The organism is Phenylobacterium sp., assembly GCF_031412415.1.
Taxonomy (GTDB): domain Bacteria; phylum Pseudomonadota; class Alphaproteobacteria; order Caulobacterales; family Caulobacteraceae; genus Phenylobacterium.
This window is the reverse complement of sequence record NZ_JANOCX010000028.1, coordinates 1-6351: the sequence shown is the minus strand read 5'-3', so window position 1 is coordinate 6351 and position 6351 is coordinate 1. Positions and strand designations below refer to the sequence as shown.

5 protein-coding genes are annotated in these 6351 nt (G+C 67.8%); 2 read left to right on the top strand and 3 right to left on the bottom strand.

Annotated elements, in window-relative coordinates; all coding sequences use genetic code 11:
- A partial coding sequence (locus RMO04_RS01325; protein WP_309642995.1) for an RES family NAD+ phosphorylase occupies nucleotides 1–443 on the bottom strand: 443 nt, incomplete at its 3' end.
- Nucleotides 440–955 carry an MbcA/ParS/Xre antitoxin family protein gene (locus RMO04_RS01320; RefSeq protein WP_309642994.1) on the bottom strand — a complete coding sequence of 172 codons (516 nt, stop codon included), beginning with the start codon at nucleotides 953–955 and terminating at the stop codon, nucleotides 440–442. The genes RMO04_RS01320 and RMO04_RS01325, both read right to left, overlap by 4 nt.
- Nucleotides 956–1450: 495 nt before the next feature.
- On the opposite strand from RMO04_RS01320, the gene RMO04_RS01315 reads away from it, so the two are divergent.
- A complete protein-coding gene (locus tag RMO04_RS01315) occupies nucleotides 1451–2239 on the top strand; it encodes an alpha/beta hydrolase (protein ID WP_309642993.1) in 789 nt (262 codons plus the stop codon).
- A gap of 2 nt (nucleotides 2240–2241) precedes the next feature.
- A complete protein-coding gene (locus tag RMO04_RS01310; RefSeq protein ID WP_309642992.1) occupies nucleotides 2242–3930 on the top strand; it encodes an ATP-binding protein in 1689 nt (562 codons plus the stop codon).
- A gap of 261 nt (nucleotides 3931–4191) precedes the next feature.
- On the opposite strand, the gene RMO04_RS01305 is transcribed toward RMO04_RS01310, so the two are convergent.
- Nucleotides 4192–6318: a PAS domain-containing protein gene (locus tag RMO04_RS01305; protein ID WP_309642996.1), complete on the bottom strand. Its 2127-nt coding sequence runs from the start codon at nucleotides 6316–6318 to the stop codon at nucleotides 4192–4194.
- Nucleotides 6319–6351 lie beyond the last annotated feature (33 nt).

Sequence of the window (6351 nt, the reverse complement as noted above, 5' to 3'; positions counted from 1 at the left end):
CTCGCCTGCTGCTGGCCACGGATATCGAGATAATCCCCCGTAAGGCGCGCGGAGTAGGTGCGGACCTGGCGGCTCAGCCGCGCCGCGCCCGTGGCCCGCGCTTCGCGGCGCAGATGATGCCCCACCTCGACGACGGCCGTGGTGAGCCCCGCGGCGGCATACCAGGCGCCGAGATCGGGGCCATTGAACCGCATGCCCCCCGGGGCGACATGCAGGAAGGCGGCCATCACCACGCTGGCGTTGGGCCTCCCGAACACCCACTCCGCGGCCGGCAGGCGCGCGAGCCGCTCGGCCACGAGACGGTCGTTGGTCCAACCCGCGAGCTCCATCACCGCGGCGAGGTCGGCGGCGGTCGCCACCGTGTCGAACAGGCCGATCGGCGGGAACCGCGACGGGATCAGCCGGAAGCTCGGAACGGGCGGAGCGGCGTAGGCCTCGCTCACGAAAAGACGATGTCCCGGTCGACATAGGGGGTGAAGTCGCGATCGAGATCGGCCGGCGGCATGTAAAGTCCGCCCCGGGCGGCGTCGAGGAACCGGCGGACGCTCATCAAGCTGTCCATAAGGCCGCTGGTGATCAGCGCCATGGGCGGGCGCCCGCCAAACAGGGGGGCGGCGTGCGGTGTCCGCAGCCACACTCGGCCTTCGCGCTCGGTGGCGTGCAGGACGCCCAAGGCCTGGTGGATGCCGAGCACGGCGGAGATGCGCGTCAGACGGTCCACATCGAGCGTGATGTCGCGATGCTCGCGAACCGCCTTCAGCCAGTTGTAGTAGGTCGAACGAGACGGCAGGCCGAGGACGAGCAGTCGCTCGTCGTCCGACAGCCCCCACAGGTCGGCGATCGTCGCGAACGTGCGCAGACCAGGTCCGCTCAAGCGCCGACGATTGGGCGAGGACAACCGATCGGCAATGGGCGCCTCGGGCGTGACCGGTTCGGCCGGACGGGTGTGGGGCACTCTGATCTCCATTCCTCGCACATCTGGATATAGTCCAAGTCTGGACACATCGCAACACGGCCGCAGTGGCGATGCCGGGGACGTCCGGCTCGAGCAGGAACCCTTCGTGGCTCTGGCCGCCGACGGCCCATGAGCTGACCATGGCCCATCCGTCTCCGGACTTTCGACATGGGGCGGGGGCGGGCGCTGCCGCGCGCGATATTGGCCCACCTGGCCTCTGGGAGCCACGTCATCGCATCCACGGCATACCGGGTCTCGCGCGCGCCGCGCACGTCCTCGGACGTCAACGGTCGAGATGTGCGATTGTGCGAGGGGCGCCCACCCTCGGCTCGAGGCGGGCGGACGCGGACCAGACGGCGTCGCACGAGGGCAGCGGGTGTGCTTCGCGCGACTTGACTGTTGTCGCGGGCCGCAGACCTAAAGCGTTTGGTCGGTGGCGCTCGGGGGTGCTTGCGGCTAGCAGTAGCGTCGAGGGTCGGCAAAGAAGGGCTTCGAGTGTCAGTACTGCAGCGTCACAATGTGCAGGTTCGCGGACGCGGCGACCGCATGATGATGTTCGCCCACGGTTTCGGGTGCGACCAGAACATGTGGCGCTTCGTGGCCCCGGCCTTCGAGGACCGCTTCCGGGTCGTCTTGTTCGACCACGTCGGCTGCGGCGGCTCGGACCTGAGCGCCTACGATCCCGAGAAATACGCGTCCTTGCAGGGCTACGCGGAAGATGTCGTCGCGATCGGCCGCGAGCTCGGGGTCGATGGCGGGGTGTATGTCGGCCACTCCGTGAGCGCCATGGTGGGCGTGCTCGCGGCGAAGGCGGCTCCGGAGCTCTTCCGGGATCTCGTGCTGGTGGGTCCCTCGCCTCGATACATCGACGACGCCGACTATGTGGGCGGCTTCAGCGAGGCGCAGATCCACGAGTTGCTGGAGTTCCTCGACACCAACCACATGGGCTGGTCGCAGGCCATGGCGCCGGTCATCATGGGCAACGCTGATCGCCCCGAGCTGGGCGAGGAACTCACCAACAGCTTCTGTCGCACCGATCCCGACATCGCCCGGAAGTTCGCGCGGACGACGTTCCTGTCCGACAACCGGTCCGACCTCGAAGGCGTGCAGACGCGCGCCCTTGTCCTGCAATGTTCTGAAGACGTGATCGCCCCGCGCGAGGTGGGCGAGTACGTCCATCGGAAGCTGCCCAATAGCCAGCTGGTGATCCTGAAGGCGACGGGTCACTGCCCAAATCTGAGCGCGCCCGAGGAAACAATCGCCGCGATACAGGCCTTCGTCTAGCCATGGCCATGGAGGCCTCGGACACGCCGGAAGTCCTGGACGACGATCTCCAGGATCTCTTCGAACACGCGCCCTGCGGCTACCTGACCGCCCGGCCGGACGGCCGTGTCGTCAGGATCAATGTCACGCTCCTGAGCTGGCTCGGGCTGCAACGCGATGAGGTGGTGGGTCGGCGGTTTCAGGACCTGCTCAATATCGCGGGCAAGATCTATTACGAGACGCATTTCAGCCCGCTCCTGCGGCTTCAGGGCTTCTTCAACGAGGTCGCCCTGGACTTTGTCGGCGCCGACACGCGCCTGGTGCCGGTACTGGTGAACGCCGTCGAACGCCGCGCCGACGACGGCGCGGCGCAGTTCGTGCGCATGACGGTCTTCAACGCCACGGATCGGCGACGTTACGAGCATGAGCTGTTGGAGGCGCGCCGCGTCGCCGAGGCGGCGACGCTCGAACTCGGCGAACTTGCACGAACCCTTGAAGCGCGGGTGGCCGAGGAGGTGGCCGAACGCGTGCGAGCCGAAGAGACCCTTCGCCAATCCCAGAAGATGGAAGCCATCGGCCAGCTCACCGGGGGCGTCGCGCACGACTTCAACAATCTGCTCACCATCATCCTCGGGGGCCTGGAAACCGTGGGGCGGCAGCTTGAACGGCTCGCGCCGTCCCCCGAGGCGGAACGGATCGAGCGCGCGGTGCGCATGGCCACGCACGGCGCTGAGCGCGCCGCGACATTGACCTCGAGGCTGCTCGCCTTCGCACGCCGCCAGCCCCTCGATCCGAAGGCCGTGGACGCCGGGCGCCTGCTCACGAACCTGGCCGACCTCCTTCAGCGGACGCTCGGCGAGACGATCGAACTGGAAACGGTTTCGGGGGCGGGCCTGTGGCGCGCTCTGGCCGACCCCAACGAACTTGAGAATGCGCTGGTCAACCTGGCCGTCAATGCCCGCGACGCCATGCCGGCCGGCGGTCGGTTGACTATCGAGACCAGCAACGCCCAGCTCGACGAGGCCTATGTGCACGACTTGGCCGAGCCGGTGGCGGCGGGTCAGTATGTGCTGATCGCGGTCAGCGACAGCGGCAGCGGCATGGCCGCCGACACGCTCGTCAAGGTGTTCGAGCCGTTCTTCACCACAAAGGAAGCCGGCAAGGGCACGGGCCTCGGCCTAAGCCAGGTCTACGGTTTCGTGCGTCAGTCGAACGGACACATCCGGATCTACAGCGAGGTCGGCGAAGGCACGACGGTGAAAATCTACCTCCCGCGCCTGGTGGGCGAGGCGACGGTCGTCGATGAGGGCGTGGCGCGGCTTCCGACGAGACTGCACGGCGGGCGTGAGCGGGTCCTGGTGGTGGAAGACCATGAAGACCTGCTGGCCTACAGCAGTGGCGTGCTCCGCGAGCTCGGCTACGACGTCCTGGAGGCGAACTCCGGGCGTCGGGCGCTCGAGATCCTCCAGAGCACCCAAGACGTCGACCTGTTGTTCACCGACGTGGTGCTGCCGGGCGGAATGGATGGGCGGGCCCTGGCCGACGAGATGCGGCGTCGGCGACCAGGCCTGAAGGTCCTCTTCACCACCGGCTACACACGTAACGCCATCGTCCACAACGGGCGGCTGGACGCCGACGTGAAACTCATCACCAAGCCCTTCAACTTCAGAGACCTTGCCGAGAAAGTTCGCGCGGTCCTGGACGCGTCCTGAGCGCGCGAACGGCTCCCGGGAAGGCGCCCGGGCGTCACACGACGCCAAGCTCGATGTCAGGGCGCGCGTCCGGGCCTGCCGCATCGCACAGCGCCCGCCCTCGCCGCCCCTCGTCGACAAGCCCGCTACCGCGACGGCGTCGGCGCCGTCCGGAGCAGACCGCGAGGATGCCCGATGACCTGCGTGAAAGCGCTTGGACCGACTCCGACGAACGGCGTCGCCCTGAAGCCGCCATCGCGCCCGCGTCGGACTTAGCTGGAGTCACAACGCCGCGAGACTTGCGGCCAGTTCGGTGGTGCGGAAGGGCTTGGTCAGGCGCGGAAGGTCCACAGGCAGACCATCGGCCTCAGCGTAGCCCGAGACGATCAGCACCGGCAGGCCGGGGTGAAAGGCCAGCATTCTCCGCGCCAGGTCCGCGCCGTTCATGCCCGGCATCAAATGGTCCGTCACCAGCAGGTCTGGCCTGACGCCCTCGGCGACCAGGCGCAGGGCCGCCTCCGCCGACCCTGCCTCGATGACCTCGAACCCGAGATCCATCAACATGTCCGCGGTGCTCATGCGCACCAGCGCCTCGTCATCGACGAGCAGCGCGACGCCTCGGCCCCTCGGGAGACTCTGCCCCGTGGCGCGGGTGTCTGCGGCGTTGATCGGCGTTTCGCTCACCGGCAGCCAGAGCTCGATCGTCGTGCCGCGGCCCGTCGCGCTGTCGATCGTCAACGCACCGCCAAGCTGGGCTGCGAGGCCATGAACCATCGACAGGCCAAGTCCGGTCCCCCTGCCGATGCCCTTCGTCGAAAAGAACGGCTCAATCGCCTTGGCGCAGGTCTCCTCATCCATGCCGACGCCGGTGTCGGTCACGCACAGGAGCAGGTAGGGGCCCGGGGGCAGTTTCGCGGGATGATGGGCTTTGACATCCCGCTTGACCTCGATGGTGAGCTCGCCCCCGTCCGGCATCGCGTCGCGCGCGTTGACCGCGAGATTCAGCAGCGCCATTTCGAGCTGGTTCGGGTCGGCCTTCGCCGGCGGCAGGTCGTGGGCGAGCACCACCTTCACATCGATGTTGGGCCCCAGGGTCGACTCCATCAGACCCGCCATGCCTTGCACCAGGGCGCCGAGGTCGACCGCGCTCGGCTGAAGCGGCTGACGCCGGGCGAACGCCAGGAGGCGCTGGACAAGGGTCTTGGCGCGGTCGGCCGATTGCAGCGCCCCATCCATGAGCCGCCGCTCACGCTCGTTGCCCACGCCCCGACGGATCAGCATGTCGAGACTGCCGATGATGGGCGTGAGAAGGTTGTTGAAGTCGTGCGCGACGCCGCCCGTGAGCTGGCCCATCGCGTCCATCTTCTGCGACTGTCGCAGCGCGTCCTGGGCGGCTTCGAGCGCGCGGCTCGCCGCCTTCTCCGCGGTCACATCGCGACCCACCGCGTAGAACACCTCGCCTTCCGGAACGAGCGCCCACGATATCCAACGCCACGAACCGTCCGCGTGGCGGAGGCGATCTTCGAACCGCGGCACGCTCTCGCCGCGCCGCAGCACCTCCATCGTCGCCTCCACCGCGCGGTGATCGTCCGGATGCACCTGGTCTGGGAAGGGGAGGGAAAGTAGCCTCGCCGCGTCCTGGCCCAGCGTGGTCTCCCAGGCCGGATTGATCGCCTTCAGACGGCCGTCAAAGCCCATGATCGCAAAGAGGTCGCGGCTCATCTCCCAGACGCGATTACGTTCGGCCGTCTGTTCAGCGACCTTCAGCTCGAGCGACTCGTTCAGGTCGCGCAGCCGCACCTCGTCGGCCTTTCGCGCGGTGATGTCGATGGCGGTGCCGATCACGCGGTGGCAGACGCCCTCGGCGGTAAAGAGGCCCCTGCCCTTCGCGGCGACCCAGCGGACGACGCCGTCTTCCTTGCCGATCGTGCGATACTCCACGTCGTAGAGCGTGCGCAGGTCGGGATCGCCCGCCGCCTCGTAGGCGATGCGCGTCCTCTCACGATCGTCGGGATGAACGCCGTCGAGAAAGTCCGCGAGGGTCACGGGCGCCTCCGGCGATATGCCGAACATCGCCTTAACGCGCGGCGGCCAGAACATGGAATCCGTGGCGGGGTCGACATCCCACTGACCGATCTCAGCCACGTCGATGGCAAGGCGCAGCTGTTCCTCATTGAGCGCGAGCCGGTCCTCGGCTTCACGACGCTCGTCGATATCGATGACCGAACCGACATAGCCCAGATAGACGCCATCCCCGGAGAAGCGCGCCGCCGCCGCGTCGATCACCCACCGATAGACGCCGTCCGCCCGGCGAAGGCGAAAATCCACCTGATAGTCCCGTTGATCGGCGTTGGCCGATAGGAAGGCTTCCTCCGCGATCGGCCGGTCGTCGGGATGAACCGCGTCGATCCACCCCAGGCCTTCGCCGGCGCCGGGCGCCTG